At 64.3% G+C, this 25274-nt stretch carries 32 protein-coding genes; 25 read left to right on the plus strand and 7 right to left on the minus strand.

The window, feature by feature from the left end; genetic code table 11:
- Window positions 1-130 precede the first annotated feature (130 nt).
- The 3 genes from AC1DPX_RS03080 (at window position 131) to AC1DPX_RS03090 (ending at window position 2351) form a co-directional block, all read left to right on the plus strand.
- Window positions 131-1231, plus strand: coding sequence for a hypothetical protein (locus AC1DPX_RS03080; protein ID WP_477234497.1), 1101 nt, complete (start codon window positions 131-133; stop codon window positions 1229-1231).
- Window positions 1232-1328: 97 nt separating this feature from the next.
- Window positions 1329-1940 carry a nucleoside triphosphate hydrolase gene (locus AC1DPX_RS03085; RefSeq protein ID WP_477234499.1) on the plus strand — a complete coding sequence of 204 codons (612 nt, stop codon included), beginning with the start codon at window positions 1329-1331 and terminating at the stop codon, window positions 1938-1940.
- Window positions 1941-2033: 93 nt separating this feature from the next.
- Entirely contained in the window at window positions 2034-2351 is a 318-nt protein-coding gene (locus AC1DPX_RS03090) for a hypothetical protein (RefSeq protein WP_477234501.1), read from the plus strand.
- Between the two features lie 55 nt (window positions 2352-2406).
- Here AC1DPX_RS03090 and AC1DPX_RS03095 read toward each other — a convergent pair whose 3' ends face one another.
- The 3 genes from AC1DPX_RS03095 to AC1DPX_RS03105 all read right to left on the minus strand — a co-directional run bounded on the left by AC1DPX_RS03095 (window position 2407) and on the right by AC1DPX_RS03105 (window position 4842).
- A complete protein-coding gene (locus AC1DPX_RS03095) occupies window positions 2407-3111 on the minus strand; it encodes a glutathione S-transferase family protein (protein WP_477234503.1) in 705 nt (234 codons plus the stop codon).
- A 263-nt stretch (window positions 3112-3374) separates the two neighbouring features.
- Window positions 3375-4583: a beta-ketoacyl-[acyl-carrier-protein] synthase family protein gene (locus AC1DPX_RS03100; RefSeq protein WP_202356773.1), complete on the minus strand. Its 1209-nt coding sequence runs from the start codon at window positions 4581-4583 to the stop codon at window positions 3375-3377.
- Window positions 4584-4587: 4 nt separating this feature from the next.
- Window positions 4588-4842: an acyl carrier protein gene (locus tag AC1DPX_RS03105; protein WP_010912831.1), complete on the minus strand. Its 255-nt coding sequence runs from the start codon at window positions 4840-4842 to the stop codon at window positions 4588-4590.
- A gap of 201 nt (window positions 4843-5043) precedes the next feature.
- On the opposite strand from AC1DPX_RS03105, the gene AC1DPX_RS03110 reads away from it, so the two are divergent.
- From AC1DPX_RS03110 to AC1DPX_RS03130, 5 genes are read left to right on the plus strand one after another with little or no spacing between them, the layout of a single operon-like run.
- Window positions 5044-5886 carry an urease accessory protein UreD gene (locus tag AC1DPX_RS03110; RefSeq protein ID WP_477234504.1) on the plus strand — a complete coding sequence of 281 codons (843 nt, stop codon included), beginning with the start codon at window positions 5044-5046 and terminating at the stop codon, window positions 5884-5886.
- Window positions 5887-5899: 13 nt separating this feature from the next.
- Complete coding sequence (locus tag AC1DPX_RS03115) at window positions 5900-6202, plus strand: urease subunit gamma (protein ID WP_023693076.1); 303 nt, start codon at window positions 5900-5902, stop codon at window positions 6200-6202.
- Window positions 6203-6212: 10 nt separating this feature from the next.
- Window positions 6213-6467, plus strand: coding sequence for a DUF1272 domain-containing protein (locus AC1DPX_RS03120; protein ID WP_477234506.1), 255 nt, complete (start codon window positions 6213-6215; stop codon window positions 6465-6467).
- A gap of 30 nt (window positions 6468-6497) precedes the next feature.
- Window positions 6498-7085: a HupE/UreJ family protein gene (locus AC1DPX_RS03125; protein WP_202356776.1), complete on the plus strand. Its 588-nt coding sequence runs from the start codon at window positions 6498-6500 to the stop codon at window positions 7083-7085.
- Window positions 7086-7091: 6 nt separating this feature from the next.
- Window positions 7092-7397 (plus strand): urease subunit beta, encoded by a 306-nt coding sequence (locus tag AC1DPX_RS03130; protein WP_115141435.1) that lies wholly within the window; start codon window positions 7092-7094, stop codon window positions 7395-7397.
- Between the two features lie 65 nt (window positions 7398-7462).
- Here the strand turns inward: AC1DPX_RS03130 and AC1DPX_RS03135 are convergent, their stop codons facing one another.
- On the minus strand, window positions 7463-7954 hold the full coding sequence (locus AC1DPX_RS03135) for a hypothetical protein (protein WP_477234508.1): 492 nt from the start codon (window positions 7952-7954) through the stop codon (window positions 7463-7465).
- 114 nt (window positions 7955-8068) lie between these two features.
- Window positions 8069-8446 carry a hypothetical protein gene (locus AC1DPX_RS03140; protein WP_477234510.1) on the minus strand — a complete coding sequence of 126 codons (378 nt, stop codon included), beginning with the start codon at window positions 8444-8446 and terminating at the stop codon, window positions 8069-8071.
- A gap of 167 nt (window positions 8447-8613) precedes the next feature.
- Between AC1DPX_RS03140 and ureC the strand changes: the two genes are divergently transcribed.
- The 9 genes from ureC to AC1DPX_RS03185 all read left to right on the plus strand — a co-directional run bounded on the left by ureC (window position 8614) and on the right by AC1DPX_RS03185 (window position 15363).
- Window positions 8614-10326, plus strand: a complete 1713-nt coding sequence (gene ureC, locus AC1DPX_RS03145; protein WP_477234512.1) for an urease subunit alpha — start codon at window positions 8614-8616, stop codon at window positions 10324-10326.
- Window positions 10327-10383: 57 nt separating this feature from the next.
- Window positions 10384-10872, plus strand: coding sequence for a DUF29 domain-containing protein (locus AC1DPX_RS03150; RefSeq protein ID WP_477234514.1), 489 nt, complete (start codon window positions 10384-10386; stop codon window positions 10870-10872).
- A gap of 44 nt (window positions 10873-10916) precedes the next feature.
- A complete protein-coding gene (locus AC1DPX_RS03155) occupies window positions 10917-11510 on the plus strand; it encodes a hypothetical protein (protein ID WP_477234516.1) in 594 nt (197 codons plus the stop codon).
- 44 nt (window positions 11511-11554) lie between these two features.
- Window positions 11555-12160, plus strand: coding sequence for a glutathione S-transferase family protein (locus AC1DPX_RS03160; protein WP_477234518.1), 606 nt, complete (start codon window positions 11555-11557; stop codon window positions 12158-12160).
- A complete protein-coding gene (locus tag AC1DPX_RS03165) occupies window positions 12157-12771 on the plus strand; it encodes an urease accessory protein UreE (protein ID WP_477234520.1) in 615 nt (204 codons plus the stop codon). The genes AC1DPX_RS03160 and AC1DPX_RS03165 overlap by 4 nt, the downstream gene beginning before the upstream one ends.
- Window positions 12764-13435 carry an urease accessory protein UreF gene (locus AC1DPX_RS03170; RefSeq protein WP_202356783.1) on the plus strand — a complete coding sequence of 224 codons (672 nt, stop codon included), beginning with the start codon at window positions 12764-12766 and terminating at the stop codon, window positions 13433-13435. Before AC1DPX_RS03165 ends, AC1DPX_RS03170 begins: the two co-directional genes overlap by 8 nt.
- On the plus strand, window positions 13432-13872 hold the full coding sequence (locus AC1DPX_RS03175; RefSeq protein WP_202356784.1) for a DUF3995 domain-containing protein: 441 nt from the start codon (window positions 13432-13434) through the stop codon (window positions 13870-13872). The genes AC1DPX_RS03170 and AC1DPX_RS03175 overlap by 4 nt, the downstream gene beginning before the upstream one ends.
- Window positions 13869-14510 carry an urease accessory protein UreG gene (ureG, locus tag AC1DPX_RS03180; protein ID WP_202356785.1) on the plus strand — a complete coding sequence of 214 codons (642 nt, stop codon included), beginning with the start codon at window positions 13869-13871 and terminating at the stop codon, window positions 14508-14510. Before AC1DPX_RS03175 ends, ureG begins: the two co-directional genes overlap by 4 nt.
- Window positions 14511-14595: 85 nt before the next feature.
- Window positions 14596-15363 (plus strand): class II aldolase and adducin N-terminal domain-containing protein, encoded by a 768-nt coding sequence (locus AC1DPX_RS03185; RefSeq protein WP_202356786.1) that lies wholly within the window; start codon window positions 14596-14598, stop codon window positions 15361-15363.
- Here AC1DPX_RS03185 and AC1DPX_RS03190 read toward each other — a convergent pair.
- Window positions 15360-15992: an HAD family hydrolase gene (locus AC1DPX_RS03190; RefSeq protein WP_477234522.1), complete on the minus strand. Its 633-nt coding sequence runs from the start codon at window positions 15990-15992 to the stop codon at window positions 15360-15362. The two genes, AC1DPX_RS03185 and AC1DPX_RS03190, sit on opposite strands and share 4 nt — an antisense overlap.
- A gap of 245 nt (window positions 15993-16237) precedes the next feature.
- Here AC1DPX_RS03190 and AC1DPX_RS03195 point away from each other — a divergent pair, with 245 nt between their 5' ends.
- Entirely contained in the window at window positions 16238-17197 is a 960-nt protein-coding gene (locus AC1DPX_RS03195; protein ID WP_477234524.1) for a sugar-binding transcriptional regulator, read from the plus strand.
- 58 nt (window positions 17198-17255) lie between these two features.
- Here the strand turns inward: AC1DPX_RS03195 and AC1DPX_RS03200 are convergent, their stop codons facing one another.
- Entirely contained in the window at window positions 17256-17441 is a 186-nt protein-coding gene (locus tag AC1DPX_RS03200) for a hypothetical protein (protein ID WP_477235735.1), read from the minus strand.
- A 109-nt stretch (window positions 17442-17550) separates the two neighbouring features.
- Between AC1DPX_RS03200 and gcvA the strand changes: the two genes are divergently transcribed.
- From gcvA to AC1DPX_RS03235, 7 genes are all read left to right on the plus strand, one after another.
- Window positions 17551-18456 (plus strand): transcriptional regulator GcvA, encoded by a 906-nt coding sequence (gene gcvA, locus AC1DPX_RS03205; RefSeq protein ID WP_202356789.1) that lies wholly within the window; start codon window positions 17551-17553, stop codon window positions 18454-18456.
- Between the two features lie 202 nt (window positions 18457-18658).
- Window positions 18659-19969, plus strand: coding sequence for an ABC transporter substrate-binding protein (locus AC1DPX_RS03210; RefSeq protein WP_202356790.1), 1311 nt, complete (start codon window positions 18659-18661; stop codon window positions 19967-19969).
- A 123-nt stretch (window positions 19970-20092) separates the two neighbouring features.
- Complete coding sequence (locus AC1DPX_RS03215) at window positions 20093-20965, plus strand: carbohydrate ABC transporter permease (RefSeq protein WP_202356791.1); 873 nt, start codon at window positions 20093-20095, stop codon at window positions 20963-20965.
- Window positions 20966-20976: 11 nt separating this feature from the next.
- Window positions 20977-21801 (plus strand): carbohydrate ABC transporter permease, encoded by an 825-nt coding sequence (locus tag AC1DPX_RS03220; RefSeq protein WP_115141447.1) that lies wholly within the window; start codon window positions 20977-20979, stop codon window positions 21799-21801.
- A 62-nt stretch (window positions 21802-21863) separates the two neighbouring features.
- Window positions 21864-22862: an ABC transporter ATP-binding protein gene (locus AC1DPX_RS03225; protein WP_202356792.1), complete on the plus strand. Its 999-nt coding sequence runs from the start codon at window positions 21864-21866 to the stop codon at window positions 22860-22862.
- A gap of 2 nt (window positions 22863-22864) precedes the next feature.
- Window positions 22865-23638, plus strand: a complete 774-nt coding sequence (locus tag AC1DPX_RS03230) for an L-iditol 2-dehydrogenase (RefSeq protein WP_477234526.1) — start codon at window positions 22865-22867, stop codon at window positions 23636-23638.
- A 151-nt stretch (window positions 23639-23789) separates the two neighbouring features.
- Entirely contained in the window at window positions 23790-25268 is a 1479-nt protein-coding gene (locus tag AC1DPX_RS03235; protein WP_477234528.1) for a mannitol dehydrogenase family protein, read from the plus strand.
- The last annotated feature ends 6 nt before the right edge of the window (window positions 25269-25274 follow it).

The raw sequence follows: 25274 nt of genomic DNA on the forward strand, positions 1-25274 counted from the left end.
GATCCGCTTCGCGGATCGACCCTCCCACAAGGGGGAGGTAAGGGAAGCTGATGCAAAATGCCGGCCGCGGCGCTTGCGCAATCCGCGCCGAACGGGTTCTGTCTGCGCCTTCAGATTCGGTGAGAGCGCTATGGATATCTGCACGATCAAGGCCAAGGGTATTTCGGTTTCGCTCGATCTCACTGTCGGTCACATCGCCGACATGACGGTCGAGAGCGGCGGACGGCGGCTGAAGMCGCTGCACCGCGCGCCCTGGGTCGATTCGGGCGAGGCGCTGGCGAAGGACCTGCCGCAAGGCACGGTCCGGCTGTCCGGCGACTTCCTCTGCGCGCCGTTTTCGCGCAGCGATGTCGAGGAGGCGCCGCTGCATGGCTGGACCGCCAACAGCGCCTGGGATGTCGCCGAGAGCTGTGCCACGGATGGCGGATGGCGCGCTGTCTTCCGGCTGCGGCACAAGGTGATGGGCGCCAGCGTCGACAAAATCTTCACGCTGCGAGACGGCCACCCCTTCCTCTATCAGGAACATGTGTTTTCCGGCGGGTCCGGTGCGATTTCCGTCGCCCATCACCCGATGACGGCGATGAAAGGCGGCGGCAGGCTGGCCTTTTCGCCGAAACGATTTGCCGCGACGCCCTCTGATCCGCTGGAGCCCGATCCCGTGCGCGGCCGCTTCATGCTGGCCTATCCGGCGCGGTCCAGTGACCTCGGCCAGTTTCCCGCCGCCAGCGGCGGCACGCTCGACCTGACGCAATACCGCATGGAGGATCGGCGCGAGGATTTCATCACCCTGGTCGAGGCCGACCATGACGGACCGGGCTGGACGGCGCTGGCGCGCCAGGCCGAGGACGATCTGGTGCTGGTGTTGAAGAACCCGGCCGAACTGCCTGTTACCATGCTGTGGCTGAGCAATGGCGGGCGCGACTATGCGCCCTGGAGCGGCCGGCATCTCGGCGTGCTCGGCATCGAGGACGGCCGCACCGCTGTCGGCCATGCCGCCTCGATCGGCGACAACTGGCTGAAACGCGAAGGCGTGGCGACCGCCTTTGCGCTTGGCGAAGGTCGAAGCGTCTCGTTCCGCCATGTCATCGGCGCCCTGCCTCTTTCCGATGGACAACCGCCACGCGAGATCACCACGGCCGACGGCCGGATGCGGCTCGCGGACGGCGGCTCCACCAGGGACGTGCCGTACGACAGCGCGTTCCTGCGCATTGGCCAGCCTGCTGCCGCCTGAGCCGCGATTGCGCGAGCGCGGGGTTTGAAATTTCCGCCGACTGCCGCCAAGATGCCGCCAGAATATCATGCCGCTCCTCCAGGCAAGTGAGGCTCCCATGTCCGAAATCGCCCACCTCGCCGCCACCATCTTCAAACGCGCCGGCAAGGCAAAACGCTTCATCGTCGCCATCGCCGGCCCACCAGGCTCCGGCAAGTCCACGCTGTCGGCCGGCCTGCACGACCTTCTGCCGGAAGGGGCGGTGGAGGTCGTGCCTATGGACGGCTTCCACTATGACGACATCGTGCTCAATGCGCGCGGCCTGCGGGCGCGCAAGGGCGCACCGGAAACCTTCGACTTTGCCGGTTTCGAGACCCTGATGAAGCGCATCCGGGCCGGCGAACCCGACATCGCCATTCCCGTCTTCGACCGCAGCATGGAGCTGTCGCGCGCCGCCGCCGCGATCGTCGGGACCGAGACCAAGTTCATCCTGGTCGAAGGCAATTACCTGCTGCTAGATGAGGAGCCGTGGTCTCGGCTGGCGCCGCTGTTCGATTTCTCGATCTTCGTCGACGTGCCGCGCAAAGAGCTCGAGCGCCGCCTGATGGAGCGCTGGCATGGCCATGGGCGTTCCGATGAGGATGCGCGCGCCTGGATCGCCTCCAACGACATGCCCAACATCGAACGTGTGCTGGCCCGGCGGCTGGCCGCCGACCTGATCATTGGTTAACACGCTTAATTTTCGGTATTTCTTGGCGGGAACCTTAAGAGTTTCACGCCGTTATGCCTCAGAACCCATTTGTCCGGCGCAAGGGATTTTCCAATGGTAACCAAGGCAAAAAAACCAGCCAAGACGAGGCCTGCGAAGGCAACACAGGCCAAAACCGGTGCTGGCCCGGCGATTGCAGAGCGTTCGAAGGACGCCAAGGGCGCTTTCGGCAAGGCCGCACCCAGAAAGGTCGTGCCGGCCGCGAAGACTGCAAGCCCGCGCAAGCCGGCGCCTGCCAAAGCCGGTGCAGTCCGGACCGCGGCCAACGTCGCCGCCGGCGCGGTGGTCGCCACCGCGCGCGGTGCCGTCTCGCTTGCGGCTTCCGTGATCGGCAGGGGCGGTTCGAAGGCTTCGAAGGCCAAGGCGAAGTAGTAGGCCTGCTTCTCCATTAAGCGAAGGCCGTCGCCGCCATGGCGACGGGTCCAATTCAGCCTTTTGCCGGAATGGTCAGGCCCTTCTGCACCGCCGGCCGCGCCAGGCCGCGCTCCAGCCATGCCGCCACATTGGCGAAATCATCGAAGCCGACGAGTTCGCGCGCTTCATAGAAGCCGATCAAATTGCGCACCCAGCCGAGCAGCGAGATGTCGGCAATGGTGTAGTCATTGCCCATGATCCATTTGCGGCCGTTGAGGCGGCCATCGAGCACGCCGATCAGCCGCCGCGATTCGTCGCGGTAGCGTTCCAGCGGGCGCTTGTCGGCGATCTCGCGGCCGGCGAATTTGTGGAAGAACCCGACCTGGCCGAACATCGGCCCGACGGAAGCCATCTGAAAGAAGACCCACTGGATCGTCTCATAACGCCGCGCTGCGTCCGCCGGGATAAGTAAGCCGGTCTTGTCGGCGAGATAGAGCAGGATCGCGCCGGATTCGAAAAGGCCGATCGGCTTGCCGTCCGGGCCGTTGGGATCGATGATCGCCGGGATCTTGCCATTGGGATTGAGCGACAGGAACTCCGGCGTCCAGCTTTCGTCCTTGCTGATGTTGACCAGATGCGGCTCGTAGGGCAAGCCGATCTCTTCCAGCGCGATCGATATCTTCACACCATTGGGGGTCGTCGCCGAATAGAGCTGGATCTGGTCGGGATATTTGGCCGGCCAACGGGCGGTGATCGGAAAGGCGGACAAGTCGGCCATCGAAAAACTCCTGAGCGGGGATTCGCACCCAATGGCGCGGTTGTTGGCGGGTGGCCAAGAATTAGGCGCACGGCCAGGCAGGATCAATATGTCGGCGACAGTTTCGCCATGCACGGACAGCAAACCAGCCCAACGCGGCGGATCGCCGAGCGCGCTCAAGACCGCCCGGACGCAGTGACCCTCGGGGCGGTGGTGACCGCCCGGGGCAGTGGTGACCGCCCGGGGCGGTGGTGACCGCCCGGGGCGGTGGTGACCGCCCGGGATTAGATGGCCTTGAATGCCAGCACCGCATTGGTGCCGCCGAAAGCAAAACCGTTGCTGATGGCGGCGCGCACCTTGCGCTCGCGCGCGACATTGGGCGTCACGTCGAGATCGCAATCGGGATCGGGTTCGCGGTAATTGGCGGTCGGCGGCACGACGCCTTCGCGGATCGCCATGACGCAGGCGATCATCTCCAGCCCGCCCGACGCGCCCAGGCAATGGGCATGCATCGACTTGGTCGAGGAGATGGACAACGACCGCGCGTGTTCGCCAAAGACGCGCTTGATCGCATTGGTTTCGATCTGGTCGTTGGCCTTAGTGCCGGTGCCGTGCGCGTTGAGATAATCGATGTCCTCGGGATTGAGCCCGGCATCGGCCAGGCAGAAGCGCATCGCGGCTTCCGGTCCCTCGACGGTCGGGGCGACGATGTCGGAGGCATCGGCCGAGAGGCCGGCGCCGGCGATTTCGGCGAGGATGGTGGCGCCACGCGCCATGGCGTGATCGTAGCTTTCCAGAACCGCCATGCCGGCGCCTTCGCCGAGCACCAGGCCCTGGCGGTCGGCCGAGAACGGCCGGCAGGTGTCGGGCGACAGCACGCGCAATGCCTCCCAGCCCTTGAGCACGCCCCAGACCAGCGGCGCCTCGGTGCCGCCGGCAACCATGACGTCGGCGCGGCCGAGCCTGATCTGGTCGACCGCCGAGGCGATGGCGTGGTTGGCCGACGAGCAGGCCGAGGTGACGCCGAAGACGGGTCCGCGCAGGCCGAGATGCATGCTGACCTGGCCGGCGGCGGCGCCCGGCATGACCCTGGGCACGGTGAAGATGCCGGCGCGATTCTTGCCCTCGACCAGAATGGCGCGATAGTTCTCCTCGACGGTCTCGAAGCCGCAGACGCCGACGCCGACGATGGTTCCCATGCGATAGGTGTTGTCGGCATGCGGAGCCAGGCCGGACTGCTGCATGGCCTCCTTTGCGGCAATCACCGCCAGCAGGCTGAAACGATCCATCGACACCAGCTGCTTGCGCTCGATGCCGTGCTCGGGCAGCGCCTTGATCTCGCAGCCGGTCTTGACCTTCAAATCATGCAGGAAGGGATTGTCGATCGGGCCGATGGCCGAACGGCCGGCCCGCATTTCGGTCCAGATCGACTGCGCATCGACGCCAAGTCCGCACAGCCCGCCAATGCCGGTAATGACGACGCGTTTCAGCATTCGGTCAGGCTTTTTTCGCGATCAGCGCGCGAACGGCCTCGACCATGTCGCCAACATTCTTGAGATTGCTCCAGGCATCGACCGTGTTCATTTCGATCTCGATGCCATACTGCTCCTCGAGGTCGAAGATGATCTCCGTCAGCTCCAGCGAATGGATGCCGAGCGACGTCAATTCGGTGCTGGTGGTGATTTCTTCACCGCCCGGCTCGGCATGGGCCTTGATCTTTTCGATGATGTCCGTTGCCAGCTGGTCAGCCATTCGGTCTCTTCCCCACTTTGTCGTTTCCCGACGCCAACTGAACAGCGCCTTCTGTCCTCGATATCAGGCCGCGATCATCGCCTTCTACCCCCGCCAAGCATCGCCTGACCGCACCGAGGTGGCTCCCTCTATAGAAACGGAAACGCCATCAAGCAACAAGCTATATATCGACAAAACCGCCACAGTGCTTAACCTGACGGGGTGGATACGATCGAATATACCAAGTTTTCGGCCCCTTTGGCCCAGCGCGCCGCGGGTCTGGCGCAGCTGGGCTGCGCCAGCGCGGGCGGCCGCACGCGGCTGCGGCGCCTCTATCAGGACGGTTCCGCCAAGATAAGGCTGCCGGCCGTTTCGGCCGACCCGCTGGAGGCAGTGCTGATCAACACCGCCGGCGGACTGACCGGCGGCGACCGCATCGGCTGGGACGTGGATGTCGGCGCAAAGGCCTCGGCGTCGGTAACGACCCAGGCCTGCGAGAAGGTCTATCGCGCCGCATCCGACCAGGCCGAGGTGCGGGTCAGGCTGACGGTCGGCGAGAACGGCCGCATCGCCTGGCTGCCGCAGGAGACGATCGTCTTCGACCGCGCCGCCTTTGCCCGCACATTGGACGTCGAACTTGCCGCGGGGGCCGAGGCGCTGGTGCTGGAGGCCACCGTCTTCGGCCGCCTGGCCATGGGCGAACGCGCCGCGTTCGGCACTTTCCGCGACCGCTGGCGTGTTCGCCAGGATGGGTTCCTCATCCATGCCGAGGATTTCCGCATCGGACCTGATATCACTGCCGCCCTTGCACGCCCGGCGGCCACCAGCGGCGCGATCGCCGTGGCAACGCTGCTGCTGGTGTCGCCGCGGGCCGAGGCATTTCTCGATCCGGTCCGCGAGATAGTCGGCGACCGGGGCGGCGCCAGCGCCTGGAGCGTGAAGGCATCTGGCAAGCTTCTTGCGAGGCTTTACGCCGAGGACGGCTACCAACTGCGCCAGCGGCTGGTTCCGCTCGTCGGACTGCTCAACGGAAGGGCGGGGCTGCCCAAATTATGGTCACTGTGATTCTGGAAACCGCATGAACCTGACGCCGAGGGAAAAAGACAAGCTGCTGATCGCCATGGCGGCGATCGTGGCACGCAAGCGGCTGGAGCGTGGCGTCAAGCTGAACCATCCGGAAGCGATCGCGCTGATCACCGATTTCGTCGTCGAAGGCGCCCGCGACGGCCGCCCGGTCGCCGAACTGATGGAGGCCGGCGCCCATGTCGTCACCCGCGCGCAGGTGATGGAAGGCATCGCCGAGATGATCCATGACGTGCAGGTGGAAGCGACCTTCCCCGACGGCACCAAGCTGGTGACCGTGCACGAGCCCATCAGGTGAGGAGACCGAAATGCTCGAGCTGCGCCCGAATTGCGAGTGCTGCGACAAGGACCTGCCGCCGGAAGCGACGGATGCACTGATCTGCACCTTCGAATGCACCTTCTGCGCCGATTGCGTGGAAAACGTGCTGGACGGCGCCTGCCCCAATTGCGGCGGCAATTTTTCGGCCAGGCCGATCCGCCCAGCCGCGATGCTGAAGAAATATCCGGCTTCGACCAAGCGCGTCCTCAAGGCCGAGGGCTGCGGCCCGCGCAAGGCCGCGTGACTGCTCCATCGCAAACGAAAGGCAAGTAGAATGATCCCTGCCAAACGCCTGGGCCTCGCGGCGATCCTGCTCATGGCCGCCGCCATGCCGGCCTATGCCCATGTCGGCATCGGCACCACCTCCTCCTTCACGGCCGGCTTCATGCATCCCTTGTCCGGCCTCGATCATATGACAGTGATGATCGCCGTCGGCCTGTGGGCGGCCCTCAAGGGCGGCAGGGCGATCTGGGCGTGGCCGGCGGCCTTTGTCGGCGTCATGCTTGCCGGCGCGGCCCTTGGCATGGCGCATGTGCCGGTGCCTTTCGTCGAACCGGGCATACTGGCCTCCGTCGTGGCGCTTGGCCTGCTGGTGGCGCTGGCGGTCGATCTGCCCGTCTCGGCGGGCGTCGCCATTCTCGGCCTGTTCGCGCTGTTCCACGGCCATGCGCATGGCACCGAAGTGCCCGAAAATGCCGGAGGGCTCGAATATATGGCCGGCTTTGCCGTCGCCACCGCGCTGCTTCATGCCGTCGGCATTGCCGCCGCGCTTGGCCTTGGCACGAGGTTCCGTGGTCTGGCCCGTGTCGCGGGGGCTGCCTGCGCGGCGATCGGCCTTGGTTTGGCCTTCGGCGTCGTGTGATAGCAGATGATCCCCGGCGAAATCATCCCTGTCCAAGGCGACATCGAGCTCAATAAGGGCCTGCCGACCGTCACCCTGAAAGTCGCCAACAGCGGCGACCGGCCGATCCAGGTCGGCAGCCACTACCATTTCTTCGAAACCAACGAGGGGCTGAAATTCGACCGCGAACAGGCCCGCGGCATGCGCCTCGACATCGCCGCCGGCACCGCCATGCGCTTCGAACCGGGGCAGGAACGCGACGTGACGCTGGTGCCGCTCGGCGGCAAACGCGAGGTCTACGGGTTCCAGCAGAAGGTGATGGGCAAGCTGTGAGTTCTGTGGCGTCTCATGCGCGCCGCGCAAGAACAGCAAGCATGAAAGCAGGCAGTGCTTTCGGCTCAGTTCGACGGTTTGGCGGCCGCATAGATGACGATCTTTCCGGGATCGTCGAACTCGACGGCGAGAACGTCCTGCGCAGCCACGCGCCGCGAATCGATGGCATTGAACAGCAGGGCGTTGGCCTCGATCTCCTTGCGCAGTTCCGCGACATCGTCCTTGTGCTGGCGAACCTTGTTCTCGATGACCGGGGGCGGACCGCCTTCGCTGCGCGCCGAGTCGGTCAGGAACACGATGTCGACCCTGTCGAGCTTGGAGGTCTTGCGCACCGTGCTGATGTTGTCGCGCGTGCGATCGATCGCCGAACTGACTTTGCCGATTTCAGCTGTCGTCTTGGTCTCTTCCTCGTTGACTTGCGAGCCGACGATCCGGTCGACGGTCTCCGGACTTTCAAGGCCCTGCGCATTCAGCGCGGCTTGCGGAAGGCTCGCTGCCAGAAACGCGGCCGCCGCAATGGCATGCAGCCATCTGGCGTCGGGCAAGGTGGAGGTCATCGTTCGCTTTCGCAGTTTGTTCCAACGCTCAAGGAACGAAACGACTCCAGCCCTGCCATGGTTCCCCTCATGATGCGGCCGGCGGACCGGATGACGGCCCGCCGCGCCGGGCCGTCAGCTGGCCTTCTTGGTGATCAAGGTCAGCGCGCCGTTGGGCTCCATGCTCGCCGCGACCACCTGCGCCGAGGTCATTCCCTTGGCCTGGAGGGCGGACTTCACCTTGGGAGTGGCGTCGATCGAGCTGCGCAGTTTCTGCAGGCCGGCGTCACCGCGCTGGGCGATCACCTGATTGACCTGCGTCTGGGTGTCCTTCGGCAACTCGGTGATGTCGACAATGTTGACGCTCTGGATCGCCGGCGCGGCCTGCTGACCGCCGGGAGCGGGCGCGGCCGGAGCGGGGGCAGGCGCGGCCGGAGCCGGCTGCTGCTGGGCACTGGCGGCACCGGCCAGCATCAGGCTGGCCGCGGCTGCAAGAATTGTCGTTTTGCGCATGGATTTTCCTTCCATCGATTTGGCAAACGGTCGTTTTGGGGTGACCTCGTCACCTCAACCGCCAAATGGGATCAGAAGGTGTCGCCCAGCGGGTCATTGCGTGACCATTGGATGGCGGCAATGTGCGCCCCAACCTCAACCACACCGCATTTCGGGAGCAATCGCTGATGGCCAGAATCTCGCGTGCCGCCTACGCCCAGATGTATGGGCCGACTGTCGGCGACAAGGTCAGGCTGGCCGACACCGAGCTTTTCATCGAGGTGGAAAAGGACCTCACCATTCACGGTGAGGAAGTAAAATTCGGCGGCGGCAAGGTCATCCGCGACGGCATGGGCCAGAGCCAGGTGTCCCGCGCCCAGGGCGCGGTCGACACCGTCATAACCAATGCCCTGGTGATCGACGCCAGCGCCGGCATCTTCAAGGCCGATATCGGCCTCAGGGACGGCCGCATCGCGGCGATCGGCAAGGCCGGCAATCCGGACATGCAGGACGGTGTCACCATCATCATCGGCCCGGGCACCGAGATCATCGCCGGCGAGGGCAAGATCCTGACCGCCGGCGGCTTCGACGCGCATATCCACTTCATCTGCCCGCAGCAGATCGAGGAAGCGCTGATGTCAGGCATCACCACCATGCTCGGCGGCGGCACCGGCCCGGCACATGGCACGCTGGCCACCACCTGCACGCCGGGGCCGTGGCACATGGCGCGCATGATCCAGTCCTTCGACGCCTTTCCGATGAATATCGGCCTGTCGGGCAAGGGCAATGCGTCGCTGCCGGCGGCGCTGGAGGAAATGGTGCTGGGCGGTGCCTGCTCGCTGAAGCTGCATGAGGATTGGGGCACGACGCCGGCGGCGATCGACTGCTGCCTGTCGGTGGCCGACGACTACGACGTGCAGGTGATGATCCACACCGACACGCTGAACGAGTCCGGCTTTGTCGAAAACACCGTGGCGGCGATCAAGGGCCGCACCATCCACGCCTTCCACACCGAAGGCGCCGGCGGCGGCCATGCGCCTGATATCATCAAGGTCTGCGGCCTGCCCAACGTCATCCCGTCATCGACCAATCCGACGCGGCCCTACACCGTCAACACGCTGGCCGAGCATCTCGACATGCTGATGGTCTGCCATCATCTGTCGCCGTCGATCCCCGAGGACATCGCCTTTGCCGAAAGCCGCATCCGCAAGGAGACGATCGCCGCCGAAGACATCCTGCACGACATCGGCGCCTTCTCGATCATCTCGTCGGACAGCCAGGCGATGGGCCGCGTCGGCGAAGTGGCGATCCGGACATGGCAGACCGCCGACAAGATGAAGCGCCAGCGCGGCGCGCTGCCGCAGGAGACCGGCGACAACGACAATTTCCGCGTCCGCCGCTACATCGCCAAATACACGATCAACCCGGCCATCGCGCATGGGTTGTCGAAAGACATCGGCTCGATCGCCGTCGGCAAGCGCGCCGACCTGGTGCTGTGGAACCCGGCCTTCTTCGGCGTGAAGCCGGACATGGTGCTGATCGGCGGCATGATCGCCGCCGCCCCGATGGGCGACCCCAACGCCTCGATCCCGACGCCGCAGCCGATGCACTACCGGCCGATGTTCGGCGCCTATGGCAAGGCCAGGACCAATTCGTCGGTGACCTTCGTTTCGAAGGCCGCGCTCGAGTCAGGGCTGCATGGACGGCTCGGCGTCGAAAAGCAGTTCGTCGCCGTGGAAAACACCCGCGGCGGCATCGGCAAGCATTCGATGGTGCTCAACGACGCCACGCCGCATGTCGAGGTCGATCCCGAAACCTACGAGGTGCGCGCCGACGGCGAATTGCTGACATGCGAGCCGGCAACCGTGCTGCCGATGGCGCAGCGGTATTTTCTGTTTTGAACGTCACCCGCACCCATCCCCGTTTAAACGTGACGCGCTTTAGGGCATTATGCCCCCATGAACAGGATTGATCGCCTTAGGGCGCTGACGCCCTACGAAACGGACTTCGCGCAGTGGAGCGCCGAACAGAGCGCGCTATTGCGTGAGGGGCGTCTTGAGGAGCTTGATCGGGAGAACGTGGCCGAGGAGATCGAGAGCCTGGGGAGGAGCGACAGGCGGGAGATCCGCAGCCGGATGGAAGTGTTGATCGCACATCTGCTGAAATGGGAGCTTCAGCCAGGCCACAGATGCCATAGCTGGCAAGCTTCCATCACCGAACAGCGCATTTGGATCGGTAATATCATCAAGGACAGCCCGAGCCTCCGACGCTATCCCGCGCAGATTTTCGACGGGGCGTATAAGGACGCTTTGCCCGTCGCGGTAAGGGAGACGGGTCTGAGGAAGTCCCATTTCCCGAGCGAACCTTCCTTTACGGCCAAGCAGGCGCTCGATGGCCGGTTTTGGCCGGGAAGCCCGCTTTCAATGGACGAGTTCCTGCGAGACTAACCCAGAACCCCAGCGCGCCGTCACCACCTAGCTTGTTGAGGCCCATGGCCACCGAACTCGCCTCTCCCCACGACATTTTCCCGCATATCCGCATCGTCATGGGCATGGTGATCGGGCTTGGTGTCGCCCGCCTGTTGTCGGGGGTGGCGCGCATCGTCCAGCATCCCGGCCAGTACCGGCTCTATCCCGTGCATCTGGCCTGGGTCGCCTCGGTGCTTTTGATGCTGGTGCATTTCTGGTGGTGGGAGTTCGGCCTCTACGCCATCGAGACATGGACCTTCGGCAAATATCTGTTCATCATCTTCTACGCGATCACGCTGTTCCTGCTGTGCGCTCTGCTGTTTCCGGATTCGATGCTGGACTACACCAGCTACGAGGACTTCTTCTATTCGCGCCGCGGCTGGTTCTTCGGCCTGCTGGCGGCGACCTATCTACTCGATGTGGTCGATACGCTGTTGAAAGGGCCTGAGCATTTCGCCCGCTTCGGCAACGAATATCTGTTCCGCACGCCGGTCTTCGTGGCGCTTTGCATTGCCGCGATCCTGGTGCGCGACCGCCGCTTCCACATCGCCTTCGTGGCGGCTGCCCTGATCTACCAGGTATCGTTCATCCTGCGGCTCTTCGACACGATCGTATGACTATGGCGGATGGTCTAGAGTCTGGGGAAAGGCAGGGTTCAACCATGTACAAAGCCGTCGGATCACGGGGATCCCGGGTCAGCCGGGTTCTGTGGATGCTCGAGGAACTCGGGCAGCCCTACGAGTTCGTCGAGGTCAAACTGCGCTCGCCGGAAGCCTATGCGCTCAATCCGTCGGGCAAGGTGCCGGTCCTCATCGACGGCGAACTGACGGTGACGGATTCGGCGGCGATCTGCGTCTACCTGGCCGACAAGCACTCGGACAAAGGCATGGGCGCCACCCCAGGAGTCGCCGGCCGTGCCGAGATGGATTCCTGGATGCATTTTGCCCAGAGCGAATTCGAGGCGCCGCTGTGGAACAAATTGCGCCACCGCTTCCTGCTGCCGAAAGAAATTCGCGTCGATGTCGGCCCTGCCGCCGCCTATGATTTCGCCTCGGAGGCCAAGGCGCTGGACCGCCGGCTGGGCGACAGGCCGTTTGCGCTCGGCGACCGGTTTTCCGCCGTCGACGTGCTGCTCGGCGACATGGGCAGCTGGGCACGCGCCGGCAAATTTCCGATCGAGTCCGACCGCGTCAACGCCTATTTCGACAGGGTGCTTTCGCGCCCTGCCCGCGCGCGGGCACAAGCCAATGGCGGAGCCATGAAATGAAGCTCAACCTCAACACCGACTTCACCAAATTCCCGCGCGCCGTCTCGGTGCTGCCCGCCGGCGCGGAGGGTGCGGCGCCCGCGTTTGCCAAGGCCGTTCTTGCCCATGACGAGCGGCATCTGCGCCGCCGGGCCATCGAACTGTCAGACGGCAGCAAGGTGCTGGTCGACCTGCCCGAACCCGTAGCCCTGAATGATGGCGACCGGCTGGTTCTGGAGGATGGCCGTCATGTCGAGATCGTCGCGGCGCCCGAAGAGGTCTACGACATCCGAGCCCGCGACGGGGTGCATCTGACCGAACTGGCCTGGCATATCGGCAACCGCCATCTCGCCGCGGGCATCGAGGCGGATCGCATCGTCATCCTGCGCGACCACGTCATCAAGGCGATGCTGGAGGGGCTCGGCGCCACGGTGCGCGAGGTCTCCGAGCCGTTCAAGCCGGTGCGCGGCGCCTATTCCGGCCATGGCGGCGGACATGGTCATGATCACGGCCACGATCACAGCCATGCCGAGGCGCATGCCCATAGCCACGGTGAGGCACACTCCCACTCGCATAGCGAATCGCATTCCCATTCGCACAGCCATACCGACCATCACCACGATCATGACTGACCAGCCCTCGAACATCGCCCTGCTGCGGCTGATGGCGTGGCTCTCGCCGGCCTTTCCGGTCGGCGGCTTTGCCTACAGCCACGGTCTCGAACGGGCGGTGCATGACGGGCTGGTCGCCGATGCCGGGAGCCTGGCCAACTGGCTGGGAACGCTGGTCGAGATGGGCTCGGGCTGGAACGATGCCGTGCTGTTTTCCGAGAGCTGGCGCCGCGCCCGCAACGCCGGCGATCTCGACGAGGTGGCGGCCCTGGCCGAGGCGCTCGCCGGATCGCGGGAACGCCATACCGAGACCATGCTGCAAGGTGCCGCCTTCCTGAAAGCGGCCGCCGCCTGGCCCAATCCCGCGCTGGAGCGCTTGCCGGCCGAATGCGCCTACTGCGTCGCCGTCGGCGCCATCGCCGGCGGCAATGGCATTGCACTGCAGGACGCGCTGTCCGCTTTCCTGCAAGCCTTCTTCTCCAACCTCGTCCAGGCGGCGATCAGGCTCGGTGTCGTCGGCCAGAGCGAGGCCACCGCGCTGCTGGCCGGCTTCGAGCCGCTGGCGATTTCGACCGCCGCCCGTGCGTCCCGTTCGACGTTGGACGATCTCGGCGGTTGCGCCTTCGTCTCCGACGTCATGGCGATGAAGCACGAAACCCAGTATTCGCGATTGTTCCGCTCATGATCGCCCTCGCCTTTGTCCTCTCATTCGTCCTGCTGCTGATCACGGCGCTGCATGTCTATTGGGGCATTGGCGGCATCTGGCCGGGCAGGGATGCGGCGTCCTGCGCCCGCGCGGTCGTCGGCTTTCGCGGCGTCGACGAGATGCCGACGCCTTTCGCCAGTTTCGCCGTTGCCGCCTGTCTTGGCCTGGCGACACTCTGGCCGCTGGCGCTCATCGGCTTCTTTGCCTCGCCCTTCCCGAGGGAGGGCCTTGCCGCCACCTCGCTGCTCATCGGGCTGGTGTTCCTGGGGCGCGGCATTGCCGGCTTCACGCCGTGGTGGCGGCGCCTGGCGCCCGAGCAGCCTTTCGCCCGGCTCGATGTCCGCTATTATTCGCCGCTGTGCCTGCTGATCGGGCTCGGCTTCGCAATCCTTGCCATCATGGAGTTCCCGACATGACCCAGCCTAACGGTCCCCTTCGCATCGGCATTGGCGGTCCCGTCGGCTCCGGCAAGACGACGCTCACCGAAAAACTCTGCAAGGCGCTGCGCGACGAGTTCTCCATCGCCGTCGTCACCAATGACATCTACACAAGGGAAGACGCCATGATGCTGGCCCGACTGCAGGCCCTGCCGGAGGACCGCATCGTCGGCGTCGAGACCGGCGGCTGCCCGCACACCGCCATTCGCGAGGACGCTTCGATCAATCTGCAGGCGATCGCCGAGCTCAACCGGAAATTCCCCGATCTCGACATCATCTTCATCGAGTCCGGCGGCGACAACCTTGCCGCCACCTTCTCGCCGGACCTTGCGGATCTGACGCTCTATGTCATCTCGGTCTGCCAGGGCGAGGAGATCCCGCGCAAGGGCGGGCCGGCGATCACCCGCTCGGATTTCCTGATCATCAACAAGAGCGATCTGGCGCCCTATGTGAACGTAAATCTCGACGTGATGGAGAGCGACGCCGGCCGCATGCGCGGCAAGCGTCCGTTCGGCTTCACCGACCTGTCACGCGGCAAGGGCTTGCGGGAGGTCATCGACTTCATCGTCGAGCATGGCGGGCTGCGGGTTGGCACCGCCACCAGCACGGCGGCTTGACGCAGCAGCTTCGCGCTGTGCCAACCAAAACCCGTTGCGGGCAGCCGTCGGTCGCGGCATTCTCGCCAAAACCGGAGGATTTTCGATGAGCATTGCCCGCCTGCAGAAAGAGCCGCTGACCAACCTGCCCTTCTATGAGGAGCGCGTCGATCTTGCCTGTGCCTTCCGCTGGACGGCGCGGCTCAACATGCATGAGGCGGTGGCCAACCATTTCTCGCTCGCGGTCAACGAGGACGGTACGCAGTTCCTGATGAACCCCAACCAGGTGCATTTCTCGCGCATCAAGGCGAGCGACCTGCTGATGATCGACGCCAACGATCCGGGCACGCTGTCAGGCCCCAACGCGCCCGACCCAACGGCCTGGGGCCTGCACGGCGCCATCCATCGCAACGTACCGCATGCGCGCTGCGTCATGCATGTCCATTCGATCCATGCCACGGTGCTGGCTTCGCTCGCCGACTCGACATTGCCGCCGATCGACCAGAATTCGGCGATGTTCTTCAACCGCCATGTCGTCGACGCGCATTATGGCGGGCTGGCTTTCGAGGAAGAAGGCGAGCGCTGCTCGCAGCTTCTCACCGACCCCAAGGTCAAGGTCATGGTGATGGGCAATCACGGCGTGCTGGTGATCGGCGACACGGTCGCCGATGCCTTCAACCGCATGTTCTATTTCGAGCGCGCCGCCGAGACCTACATCAAGGCGCTGTGGACCGGCCGGCCGCTGCGCACGCTGTCGGACGCCATTGCCGAGAAGGCGGCGAGCGAAATGGACGACTATCCCGGCCAGGCCGAGCGCCATCTCAGCGAGTTGAAGGCGATCCTCGACGAGGAAGAGCCGGTTTACCGGAATTAGAGACCGAGCTGAGTCCGCAATTCCTCGGCGCTGTTGATGACGATGGCGCCGGGCGGTCCTTCCATCGGCTTTTCCGGCCAGAAGATCGTCTTCATGCCCGCCGCCAGCCCCGCCATGGCGCCCGGCCAGCTGTCGTCGACCGCGACCGCGTGAGCGGGATCGACATCGGCCAGATAGGCCGCGCGCAGGAAGGGTTCGGCATGCGGCTTGCCTTCGCGCACATCGTTGCGGCTGACCGTCTTCATGCCGGGATAGAAGAGGCCGACCATGCGCAGATTGGCGTCAACGATCATCCGGTCCGAATTGGAGACCACCGCCTGCTGTACGCCAAGCGCGCGCAATTCATTGAAGACTTCGATTGCGCCGGGGCGCGGTTTCAGCCCCTCCACCAGCGGCAGATAGTGCTCATATTTGCGCATGATCCAGTCGTCGAAGGCCAGGTCCAGGCCGAACTCGTCGCGCATCATTTCGTAGACCGGCCAGGCAGCGACGCCGAGCACACGCTCATGCAGATCGCCGGGCGGCGTGAGGCCGACATTGCGCATCGCCGCCACAAGAGCCGCCTCGTGCAACGGCTCGCTGTCGACCAGCGTACCATCCATGTCCCAGAAAACCGCCTTCGGTGTCATGCAGAGCTCCTTTTGCGATCCCCTTAAAGGGTTTGCGCCGGGAGATAAACCTTCAGGATCACAGAAGCTGGCCTCGACCAGACCCGACGCCACCCTGCTTTCCGCATCGCAACATCGCCGGCGGGAAAATCCCGGCCGTGCGAGGCCAAGCAATTGCCCTTGAGATTGACAATTGCGCAGGAAGCGGTTCCCTGCGAAACTGGGAGCGGACCGCTCCTGTGAGCAGCGGTTTCGGGAGGCAGGACGTGAATACCCGGCAGGATGGCGGCAGCAACAGGCTGGACGACGCGGCGCGCGCCGGATGGCTTTACTATGTCGCCGGCAACACACAGGACCAGATCGCCGCCACGCTCGGCATCTCGCGGCAGACGGCGCAGCGGCTGGTGTCGCTGGCGGTATCGGAAGGCCTGATCAAGGTCCGTGTCGATCATCCGATCGCCAACTGCCTGGACCTCGCCGCACGGCTGAGATCCCGCTTCGCGCTCGACCTGGTCGAGGTGGTGCCGAGCGACCCGAATTCATCCTCCACCACGATCGGCATTGCCGAGGCGGCGGCCGCCGAGATCGAGCGTCGGCTGCGCTCGCCGACACCGATCGTCATGGGGATCGGCACCGGACGCACGCTGAAGGCGGCGATCGAGCAATTGCCGCCCATGGAATGCCCGCAGCACAAGGTGGTGTCCTTGACCGGCAACATCTCGCCTGACGGTTCGGCCGCCTTCTACAACGTCATCTTCACCATGGCCGACCGGGTCAAGGCGCGCTCCTTCCCGATGCCGCTGCCGGTCATCGCCTCCTCGCCACAAGAGCGCGAGATGCTGCTTAACCAGCCGATGATCCAGCCGACGCTGGCACTTGCGGCGGAAGCCGACGTCACCTTCATCGGCATCGGCGACCTCGGTCCCAAGGCGCCGCTCTATGAGGACGGCTTTATTTCCGAAAGCGAGTTGAAGGCCCTGCAGAAGGCCGGCGGCATCGCCGAGATCGTCGGCTGGGTTTTCGACCGGGAAGGCCGCATGATCGAAGGCATCACCAACGACCGTGTTTCGTCGGCATCGCTGCCGTCGCGCGAAAAATCACTGGTCATTGCGCTCGCCATGGGTGAGCGCAAGCTGCCTGGGATCCTGGCGGCCGTGAACCGCAGGCTGGTCAACGGGCTCATCACCGACGAGCGGACGGCGACCGCTTTGCTGGCCAGCGTCTGACCGGAAAGCGCCTCCAGCTGCCGGCCGCGGCGACGGCCTTGTGATAAAGCCAACAAGTCTATTTATGCCGCCCGAGAGGGTCGTTGCCATCGAGGAGACCAAGGTCGCGCTGCAGATGCGGCGACAGGTCCCTGATGTCGAGATGCGCCTTTTTTCTGATCGCGAACCAGCCGAATCCGTCCGCAAGCCACGAAATCCAGCGATGATCCGGAACGGGAGTGCATTTTTGCTGCGCCATGGTCATGATCGTCAACCTTCGCTATCCTGGACCCGAATGACGGGCTGACAGGAATGTCGGTCTTGCCGGCCGGCTTTGCCAATCGAACGTCGATAAGGACCCATAAGGAGCCTTTATGCCTGACCTCAGCTCGCCGCAGGTTTCGCAACTGCCGCCGCTGCAGGCGATCCGGGTGTTCGAAGCGGTGGCGCGGCATCTTTCCTTCACCAAGGCCGCCGTGGAACTCGCCATGACCCAGGCCGCCGTCAGCTATCAGATCAAGGTGCTGGAAGAGCGCGTCGGTGCACCGCTGTTCCTGCGCCGGCCACGGCAGATCGAGTTGACCGAAGCCGGCCAGCGCATGGCGCCGGCGGTCACCGAGGCCTTTGCCATTCTGAGCCAGGCCTATGCCGCCGCGCGGGGTGGCGCGGACGGGCTGTTGTGCGTCACCACGGTACTGACCTTTGCCTCGAACTGGCTGGCGCATCATCTGGGCTCGTTCCAGATGGCTCATCCCGCGCTTGCCGTACGGCTTGAGACATCGAGCCGGCTGACGGATTTCGCCCGCGAGGATGTCGATCTGGCCATCCGCTCGGGCGGCGGCAAATGGCCGGGGCTGGAGGCCCACAAGCTGCTCGATGCCGATTTCACGCCGATGCTGAGCCCGAAACTCGCCGCAAGCATCGGCGGCGTCAAGGAGCCGGCCGACCTGTTGCGACTGCCGATCCTCGATCCGGGCGACGTCTGGTGGAGCCAATGGTTCGAGACGGCCGGCGTGCATGCGCATGATCTTGCCAAGCGGCCCGGCAGCAGCATGGGCGCGCAGGCCTATGAAGCCAATGCGGCGATCGCGGGACATGGCGTGGCGATCCTTACCCGGGCACTGTTCAAAGCGGAACTTGCCGACGGGCGCCTGATCCAGCCCTTCGACCTGGTCGGCGATGACGGCCACGCCTACTGGCTGGTCTATCCCGAAGCGCGCCGAAACGTGCCGAAGATCCGCGCCTTCCGCGACTGGCTGCTGGCCGAGATCGCCTGCTGACAGGCGCTTTTGCCTCGATCCAACCTCCAGACCTTCCTGTCGCGCCGCCTGATATCGGGCGCGGGCACGCCTCTCGTCATCCATCCATCGGCGGGTCCGGTGCTGCGCTGCAGCATCGAATCCGGCTTGACATAATTCACGGTAAGTGAGTAATTGCTCACAGCCAAGGCAAATGCTCATCTTGGTTCATGGGAGGAATTTGATGAAACTGCGCACGCTCACCCTGGGCTTGTTGTCGGCCAGCGCTCTCGCTTTCGCCGCACATGCCGAATCCATCACCATCGCCACCGTCAACAACGGCGATATGGTCCGCATGCAGAAGCTGACCGACGACTTCACCAAGGCCAACCCCGACATCCAGCTCAACTGGGTCACTCTTGAAGAGAACGTGCTGCGCGAGCGCGTCACTACCGACATCGCCACCAAGGGCGGCCAGTATGACGTGATGACCATCGGCACCTACGAGGTTCCGATCTGGGCCAAGCAGAGCTGGCTGCTGCCGCTCGACAAGCTCGGCGACGACTATGACGCCAAGGACATCATCCCGGCCATTGCCGGTGGCCTTTCGGTCGACGGCAAGCTCTATGCCGCGCCCTTCTACGGCGAAAGCTCCTTCGTCATGTACCGCAAGGACCTGATGGAGAAAGCCGGGCTGAAGATGCCCGACGCGCCGACCTGGGACTTCATCAAGCAGGCCGCCGACAAGATGACCGACCGCGCCAATGGCGTGAACGGCGTGTGCCTGCGCGGCAAGGCCGGCTGGGGCGAGAACATGGCCTTCCTGACCGCCATGTCGAACTCCTTCGGCGCCCGCTGGTTCGACGAGAACTGGAAGCCGCAGTTCGACCAGCCGGAATGGAAGAACACGCTGCAGTTCTATGTCGACCTGATGAAGGCCGACGGCCCCGAGGGCGCGTCCTCGAACGGCTTCAACGAAAACCTGGCGCTGTTCCAGCAGGGCAAGTGCGGCATGTGGATCGACGCCACGGTCGCGGCGTCCTTCGTCTCCGATCCCAAGGCATCCCAGGTCGCCGACAAGGTCGGCTATGCGCTGGCACCCGACAATGGGCTCGGCAAGCGCGGCAACTGGCTGTGGGCATGGTCGCTAGCCATCCCGGCCGGCACCAAGAAGGCTGACGCGGCCGAGAAGTTCGTCTCGTGGGCGACCAGCAAGCACTATGCCGAACTCGTCGCTTCGAAGGAAGGCTGGGCCAACGTTCCTCCGGGCACGCGCTCCTCGCTCTACGCCAATGCCGAGTACCAGAAGGCGGCTCCGTTCGCCAAGATGACGCTGGACTCCATCAACGCCGCCGACCCGACGCATCCGACCGTCAAGCCGGTGCCCTATGTCGGTGTCCAGTTCGTCGCCATCCCTGAATTCCAGGGCCTTGGCACGACAGTCGGCCAGCTCTTCTCGGCGGCTCTTGCCGGCCAGTCGAGCGTCGACGATGCGCTGAAGCAGGCCCAGGACGCTGCCACCGCGGCAATGACCGAAGGCGGGTATATCAAGTAAGGCTCCTCCCGGTGCCGAATGCCGGTTGCCTCCTCGACCGGCAACGGCCGCCCGAGTTCCCAGCTCGGGCGGCCGCCTTCAACGCCTCTGAAAATTCAGTCTGACCATTGAAGGGTGACCGTCATGGCTACTCAGCAGACCCGTTCGCTTGCCCGTTTCATGATGGCGCCATCCGTCGTGCTGCTGTTCGTCTGGATGATCGTGCCGCTGGTCATCACACTCTGGTTCTCCTTCCAGCAGTACAATCCGCTCAATCCGATCCGCGACGGCTTCGTCGGCTTCTCCAACTACGCGCTGTTCTATTCCAATCCCGCCTTCCTGCAGTCGATCCTCAACACCCTGGTCCTGGTGATCAGCGTGCTGTTGATCACGGTGATCGGCGGCATCGCGCTGGCGCTGTTGATCGACCAGCCGATGTGGGGACAAGGCATCGTGCGCATCCTCGTCATCTCACCGTTCTTCGTCATGCCGCCGGTGGCCGCACTGGTGTGGAAGAACATGATCATGCACCCGCAATACGGGGTGTTCGCCGACATAGCGCGCTTCTTCGGGGCGCAACCGATCGACTGGTTCGGGCAACATCCGATGACGGCGATCATCATCATCGTCGCCTGGCAGTGGCTGCCTTTCGCGACGCTGATCCTGTTGACCGCACTGCAATCGCTCGACGGCGAGCAGAAGGAGGCCGCCGAAATGGACGGCGCCGGCTTCATCAGCCGCTTCATCTATCTGACGCTGCCGCACATGTCGCGCGCCATTACCGTCGTCATCCTGATCCAGACCATCTTCCTGCTCTCTGTCTATGCCGAGATCCTGGTCACCACCAATGGCGGCCCCGGCTACGCCTCCACCAACCTGCCCTTCCTCGTCTACCAGAAGGCGTTGCTGGAGTTCAAAATCGGCCAGGCATCCGCGGGCGGTGTGATCGCCGTCATTCTCGCCAACATCGTCGCCTTCTTCGCCATGCGCGCGGTCGGCAAGAACCTCGACAAGTAAGGGAGGACAAGATGGCACGTGCAGTCACCACCCAACACAAGGTCATTGCGACAGGCGCCGCCTGGATCGTCGCCCTGCTGATCTTCTTCCCGATCCTCTACACGATCATCACCTCGTTCAAGTCGGAACAGGAGGCGATCCAGGGCTTCGCGCTGATCCCTTCGGGAACGTTTGAGAGTTATACCGAGGTTCAGGCGCAGAGCGGCTATTTCAAGTTCTTCTTCAATTCGGTGCTGCTCTCGGTCGGCTCGACCATACTGGCCCTGCTGGTCGCCATTCCGGCGGCATGGTCGATGGCGTTCTCGCCGACCAAGCGGACCAAGGACATCCTGATGTGGATGCTGTCCACCAAGATGATGCCGGCGGTCGCGGTGCTGTTCCCGATCTACCTGATCTTCCGCGACACCGGCCTGCTCGACAGCCGCATCGGCCTGATGGTCATGCTGATGCTGATCAACCTGCCGATCGTGGTGTGGATGCTCTACACCTATTTTCGCGAAATTCCCGGCGAGATCCTGGAAGCGGCGCGCATGGACGGCGCCTCGCTGTGGAACGAGATCATCTATGTGCTGACCCCGATGGCGGTGCCCGGCATTGCCTCGACCATGCTCCTGAACATCATCCTCGCCTGGAACGAGGCGTTCTGGACGATCCGGCTGACCACCACGGAAGCCGCGCCGCTGACCGCCTTCATCAGCTCTTTCTCCAGCCCGCAAGGCCTGTTCTGGGCCAAGCTTTCGGCCGCCTCGACGCTGGCGATCGCGCCGATCCTGATCATGGGCTGGTTCAGCCAGAAGCAGCTGGTGCGTGGCCTGACCTTTGGCGCCGTGAAGTAAGCAAGCCGTGCCGTAACGTGACGCTCAAGAACGTCGGACTATAACCCCTCGGGGAGGAAACCATGGGAAACATCACGCTCAAGAACGTCTCCAAATCCTTCGGGTCGACGGTCATCATTCCGGGCATTGACCTGGTGATCGAGAACGGCGAGTTCGTCGTCTTCGTCGGCCCATCCGGTTGCGGCAAGTCCACGCTGCTGCGGCTGATCGCCGGGCTGGAGGACACCAGCGGCGGCACCATCAACATCGACGGCCGCGACGTCACCGGCGAGGCGCCGGCCAAGCGCAAGCTTGCCATGGTGTTCCAGTCCTACGCGCTCTACCCGCATATGACGGTGGCCAAGAACATCGCCTTCCCGCTGAAGATGGCGGGCGAGGACCAGGCGACCATCGACAAGAAGGTCAAGGACGCGGCGCGCGTCTTGAACCTCACCAACTATCTCGAACGCCGGCCCGGCCAGCTCTCCGGCGGCCAGCGCCAGCGCGTCGCCATCGGCCGCGCCATCGTGCGCCAGCCCTCGGCCTTCCTGTTCGACGAGCCGCTGTCCAACCTCGATGCCGCCCTGCGCGGCACGATGCGGCTCGAGATCAGCGAGCTGCACCATCAGCTCAAGACAACCATGATCTATGTCACCCACGACCAGGTCGAGGCGATGACCATGGCCGACAAGATCGTCGTGCTGAATGCCGGCAATATCGAGCAGGTCGGCTCGCCGATGGAGCTCTACAAGACGCCGCGCAACCTGTTCGTCGCCGGCTTCATCGGCTCGCCGAAGATGAACCTGGTCGAGGGCGCGCCGGCGGCCAAACATGGCGCCAAGACCATCGGCATCCGCCCCGAGCATATGCAGATTTCGACCACCGCTGGAGAATGGAAGGCCACAGTCGGCGTCGCCGAACATCTGGGCTCCGACACGTTCCTGCACGTCCAGGCCGACGGGGTCGGTCCGCTGACGGTGCGTGCCGATGGCGAACTCGCAGTCCACCACGGCGACACCATCTACCTGACGCCCGACAAGGCCAAGCTGCACCGCTTCGGCGCCGACGGAAAGGCAATGTAAGCATGCGCCGCCTGACCGGCAAATCGGCGCTGATTACGGGATCGGCGCGTGGCATCGGCAAGGCCTTCGCCGAAGCCTATGCGCGAGAGGGCGCTACCGTTGCCATTGCCGATATCAATCTCGAGGCCGCGCAAAAGACGGCGGCCGAAATCGGCGACAAGGCGTATGCCGTCAGACTCGACGTCACGGACCAGGCCTCCATCGACGCCGCGGTGAAGACGGTCGAGACCAGGACCGGCGGCCTCGATATATTGATCAACAACGCCGCGCTGTTCGACCTGGCGCCGATCGTCGAGATCTCGCGGGCGAGCTATGAGAAACTGTTCTCGGTCAATGTCGCCGGCACGCTGTTCATGCTGCAGGCGGCGGCCCGCTCGATGATCGCGCGGGGCAAGGGCGGCAGGATCATCAACATGGCAAGCCAGGCAGGCCGGCGCGGCGAGCCGCTGGTCGGCGTCTACTGCGCCACCAAGGCCGCCGTCATCTCGCTGACCCAGTCGGCGGGGCTCGACCTGATCAAGCACCGCATCAACGTCAACGGCATCGCGCCCGGGGTCGTGGACAGCGACATGTGGGATCAAGTCGATGCCCTGTTCGCCAAATACGAGAACCGGCCGAAGGGCGAGAAGAAGAGGCTTGTCGGCGAAGGAGTGCCTTACGGCCGCATGGGCAAGCCGGAGGACCTCGCCGGCATGGCTGTCTTCCTGGCCAGCGATGAAGCCGAGTACATCGTCGCCCAGACTTACAATGTCGATGGCGGCCAGTGGATGAGTTGAGGGGGGCGGCCTCTGCTTCTCGTCCCTCCGCGAGGAGCAGAGGTCCATATTGCAGGGCGCATCGGCCTCGCAAGACGTGTGTCGTCCCTTTCCCGGCAGGACGGGGAGAGGCGGAGTAACGAGGCCGAAGCCCGGCCAAAGGGTAAAACAGATGACCGTGAAACTCTCTTCCGCCAATCTCGCCAACCTTCCCGCCGAGGTCGCCGGTCCGAAATATGACCGCTCGAAGCTCAAGGCCGGCATCGTGCATTTCGGCGTCGGCAATTTCCATCGCTCGCACCAGGCGGTCTATCTCGACGATCTGTTCAATGCCGGGATCGGCCATGACTGGGCGCTCGTTGGCGCCGGCGTCTTCGAGGGTGAGAAGATCGGCCGCGGCAAGCTCGAAGAGCAGGACTGGCTGACCACGGTGGTCGAGCAGGATGAAGGCCATATGAGTGCCCGCGTGACCGGCGCGATGATCGACTTCCTGATGCCCGGTGATGCGGCCGGCATCATCGAACGGCTTGCCGATCCGGCGATCAAGATCGTGTCGCTGACCATCACCGAAGGCGGCTATTTCATCGACCCGGCGTCGGGCAAATTCAACCCCGCCCATCCCGATATCGTCGCCGACGCCCAGCCCGGCGCGACGCCGAAGACCGTGTTCGGCCTCATCCTCGCCGGACTGCTGCGCCGGCGCGACGAAGGCACCGTGCCGTTCACCGTGATGTCCTGCGACAACATCCCCCACAATGGCCATGTCACCTCGGACGGCGTCATCGGCCTGGCGCGGCTGATCGACGAGGATCTGGCCAACTGGGTCAGCGGCAACGTCGCCTTTCCCAACGGCATGGTGGACCGCATCACGCCAGCCACCACCGACCGCGAACGCGGCATCCTGGCCAAGGATTTCGGCGTCGAGGACGCCTGGCCGGTGTTCTGCGAACCGTTCCGGCAATGGGTGCTGGAAGACCGTTTCACCGACGGCCGGCCGCCGCTGGAAAAGGTCGGCGTGCAGTTCGTTAGGGATGTCGCGCCCTACGAGTTGATGAAGATCCGCATCCTCAATGGCGGCCATGCCACCCTTGCCTATCCGGCCGGGCTGATGGACATCCATTTCGTCCATGAGGCGATGCAGGAGCCGCTGGTACGCGGCTTTCTCGACAAGCTCGAGCATGACGAGATCATCCCGACCGTGCCGCCGGTGCCGGACACGGTGCTGGAGGACTATTACCAGCTCATCGAGAAGCGCTTCTCCAATCCCAAGATCGGCGACACGATCCGGCGGCTCTGCCTCGACGGCTCCAACCGCCAGCCGAAATTCATCATCCCGACCATCGCCGACCGCCTGAAGGCGGGAAAGGGTGTCGCCGGGCTGGCGCTGGAATCAGCACTTTGGTGCCGCTATTGCTTCGGCACATCGGACAGCGGCGCAGTCATCGAACCCAACGACCCGAGCTGGGACCGGCTGCAGGCAACGGCAAAGGCGGCAAAGGACGCGCCCGCCGCCTGGCTCGCCATGGAGGACATCTATGGCGATGTCGGCCGCGCCACGGCCTTCGTCGAGGCCTTCGGCCACGCGCTCAACGTGCTGTGGGCTAATGGCGCGCGCGCCACGCTGACGCGCTACATCGCCGGCAAGCTCTGAGAGCCA

The sequence above is a fragment of the Mesorhizobium sp. 01N446 genome, assembly GCF_056399285.1.

Bases quoted from the DNA above. Each gene is read 5' to 3' on its own strand.
- AC1DPX_RS03085 (WP_477234499.1), top strand. From the start codon at position 1,329: ATGTCCGAAATCGCCCACCTCGCCGCCACCATCTTCAAACGCGCCGGC.
- AC1DPX_RS03090 (WP_477234501.1), top strand. From the start codon at position 2,034: ATGGTAACCAAGGCAAAAAAACCAGCCAAGACGAGGCCTGCGAAGGCA.
- AC1DPX_RS03095 (WP_477234503.1), bottom strand. From the start codon at position 3,111: ATGGCCGACTTGTCCGCCTTTCCGATCACCGCCCGTTGGCCGGCCAAA.
- AC1DPX_RS03100 (WP_202356773.1), bottom strand. From the start codon at position 4,583: ATGCTGAAACGCGTCGTCATTACCGGCATTGGCGGGCTGTGCGGACTT.
- AC1DPX_RS03105 (WP_010912831.1), bottom strand. From the start codon at position 4,842: ATGGCTGACCAGCTGGCAACGGACATCATCGAAAAGATCAAGGCCCAT.
- AC1DPX_RS03115 (WP_023693076.1), top strand. From the start codon at position 5,900: ATGAACCTGACGCCGAGGGAAAAAGACAAGCTGCTGATCGCCATGGCG.
- AC1DPX_RS03120 (WP_477234506.1), top strand. From the start codon at position 6,213: ATGCTCGAGCTGCGCCCGAATTGCGAGTGCTGCGACAAGGACCTGCCG.
- AC1DPX_RS03125 (WP_202356776.1), top strand. From the start codon at position 6,498: ATGATCCCTGCCAAACGCCTGGGCCTCGCGGCGATCCTGCTCATGGCC.
- AC1DPX_RS03130 (WP_115141435.1), top strand. From the start codon at position 7,092: ATGATCCCCGGCGAAATCATCCCTGTCCAAGGCGACATCGAGCTCAAT.
- AC1DPX_RS03135 (WP_477234508.1), bottom strand. From the start codon at position 7,954: ATGACCTCCACCTTGCCCGACGCCAGATGGCTGCATGCCATTGCGGCG.
- AC1DPX_RS03140 (WP_477234510.1), bottom strand. From the start codon at position 8,446: ATGCGCAAAACGACAATTCTTGCAGCCGCGGCCAGCCTGATGCTGGCC.
- ureC (WP_477234512.1), top strand. From the start codon at position 8,614: ATGGCCAGAATCTCGCGTGCCGCCTACGCCCAGATGTATGGGCCGACT.
- AC1DPX_RS03150 (WP_477234514.1), top strand. From the start codon at position 10,384: ATGAACAGGATTGATCGCCTTAGGGCGCTGACGCCCTACGAAACGGAC.
- AC1DPX_RS03155 (WP_477234516.1), top strand. From the start codon at position 10,917: ATGGCCACCGAACTCGCCTCTCCCCACGACATTTTCCCGCATATCCGC.
- AC1DPX_RS03160 (WP_477234518.1), top strand. From the start codon at position 11,555: ATGTACAAAGCCGTCGGATCACGGGGATCCCGGGTCAGCCGGGTTCTG.
- AC1DPX_RS03165 (WP_477234520.1), top strand. From the start codon at position 12,157: ATGAAGCTCAACCTCAACACCGACTTCACCAAATTCCCGCGCGCCGTC.
- AC1DPX_RS03170 (WP_202356783.1), top strand. From the start codon at position 12,764: ATGACTGACCAGCCCTCGAACATCGCCCTGCTGCGGCTGATGGCGTGG.
- AC1DPX_RS03175 (WP_202356784.1), top strand. From the start codon at position 13,432: ATGATCGCCCTCGCCTTTGTCCTCTCATTCGTCCTGCTGCTGATCACG.
- ureG (WP_202356785.1), top strand. From the start codon at position 13,869: ATGACCCAGCCTAACGGTCCCCTTCGCATCGGCATTGGCGGTCCCGTC.
- AC1DPX_RS03185 (WP_202356786.1), top strand. From the start codon at position 14,596: ATGAGCATTGCCCGCCTGCAGAAAGAGCCGCTGACCAACCTGCCCTTC.
- AC1DPX_RS03190 (WP_477234522.1), bottom strand. From the start codon at position 15,992: ATGACACCGAAGGCGGTTTTCTGGGACATGGATGGTACGCTGGTCGAC.
- AC1DPX_RS03200 (WP_477235735.1), bottom strand. From the start codon at position 17,441: ATGACCATGGCGCAGCAAAAATGCACTCCCGTTCCGGATCATCGCTGG.
- gcvA (WP_202356789.1), top strand. From the start codon at position 17,551: ATGCCTGACCTCAGCTCGCCGCAGGTTTCGCAACTGCCGCCGCTGCAG.
- AC1DPX_RS03210 (WP_202356790.1), top strand. From the start codon at position 18,659: ATGAAACTGCGCACGCTCACCCTGGGCTTGTTGTCGGCCAGCGCTCTC.
- AC1DPX_RS03215 (WP_202356791.1), top strand. From the start codon at position 20,093: ATGGCTACTCAGCAGACCCGTTCGCTTGCCCGTTTCATGATGGCGCCA.
- AC1DPX_RS03220 (WP_115141447.1), top strand. From the start codon at position 20,977: ATGGCACGTGCAGTCACCACCCAACACAAGGTCATTGCGACAGGCGCC.
- AC1DPX_RS03225 (WP_202356792.1), top strand. From the start codon at position 21,864: ATGGGAAACATCACGCTCAAGAACGTCTCCAAATCCTTCGGGTCGACG.
- AC1DPX_RS03230 (WP_477234526.1), top strand. From the start codon at position 22,865: ATGCGCCGCCTGACCGGCAAATCGGCGCTGATTACGGGATCGGCGCGT.
- AC1DPX_RS03235 (WP_477234528.1), top strand. From the start codon at position 23,790: ATGACCGTGAAACTCTCTTCCGCCAATCTCGCCAACCTTCCCGCCGAG.